General features: G+C 45.0%; 1 protein-coding gene. It reads right to left on the reverse strand.

Going from position 1 to position 1,052, the window contains the following annotated elements; all coding sequences use genetic code 11:
- Positions 1 to 261: 261 nt before the first annotated feature.
- Entirely contained in the window at positions 262 to 717 is a 456-nt protein-coding gene (locus QTO00_RS20130; RefSeq protein ID WP_331426328.1) for a GNAT family N-acetyltransferase, read from the reverse strand.
- Between the last annotated feature and the right edge of the window lie 335 nt (positions 718 to 1,052).

Genomic DNA, 1,052 nt, shown 5'->3' on the forward strand with positions numbered 1-1,052 from the left:
ACGCCGATCGGCTTATTGGCGCAAGCATCCTACTTAAACAGCCCGAAGCTCAATGCTTACCATGGCAACGATGCACGCTGTGGAACCATAGTGCAGCTCCGCGACACACGTGGGAAGTGGCACTAAATTTAAAAGGGCTTCTTAACGCCGCGTTAAGTGGTGAGCAACGCCGACCACCTTACCTAAACCATTGTGCCGTAAACACTAAAGCTGAATCAAACCGAAAATGCCGAGCGTTGGGAATCCGTCTTAAACGCTTTGTTATGAGGCAAGTTGAAGCGACAAAGAAAGGAAGTTTTCATCGCTTTCAGTCACCTTATAGCCAAGAGACTTGTAAAACCTTACCGCTGACTCATTTCTAGTAAAGCTTGATAAGGTTACTTGACTACGCCCTTGCTCTCGCGCTATTTCGTGAACCAGATTCATAACCCTTCCGCCCAATTTTTGATTTTGAAATTCTGGAAACACAATGAGTAAATGTACATGAAGTGCATTTTCGTAGGGCTTGAAGCATAGCATTCCAACTTGTGTGTTATTGAGATATACCCAGTGGAACCAATGCTGCTCGTAGTCACTTTTTAAACGATTGATCTGAAACTCGTTGCACCAACCAAATACGGCATCAACATGCGAATAAAGTCCTTGTTTCACAACAGAAAATAGACTTTCAAACTCATCACTTTCTATTTGTATTAGTTGAATATCCATATGCCTCATAACGATGCGTTAAGGGGCTGCGCAACGCTAACCGCCACACCTAAACAAGCCACCCTAACCACTGTTTTCGACATTACGACTAAAATTGCCACGCGTTAGCAGTCCCGCTTGAACGCCTTTGTTAAGAAGAACTTAAATTGAAACTAAAGGCTTTGCAATGTGCACGATTGCGCTTTATGAAACAGTTCACCCAATTGATGCTTAGACTCCGATAGACGAATGCCGCGAACAAACGGGCGAACAGACGTACTCCGAGGACTGCCAATAGCCGTGCGATGGTGGGTTGTTGCACAAACGCCGATCGGCTTATTGGCGCAAGCATCCTACTTAAACAG

This window comes from Vibrio sp. M260118 (genome assembly GCF_036533755.1).
Taxonomy (GTDB): Bacteria; Pseudomonadota; Gammaproteobacteria; order Enterobacterales; family Vibrionaceae; genus Vibrio.

What these genes read in the sequence shown, in the direction of transcription:
- QTO00_RS20130 (WP_331426328.1), bottom strand. Translation starts at nt 717, where the DNA reads ATGAGGCATATGGATATTCAACTAATACAAATAGAAAGTGATGAGTTT.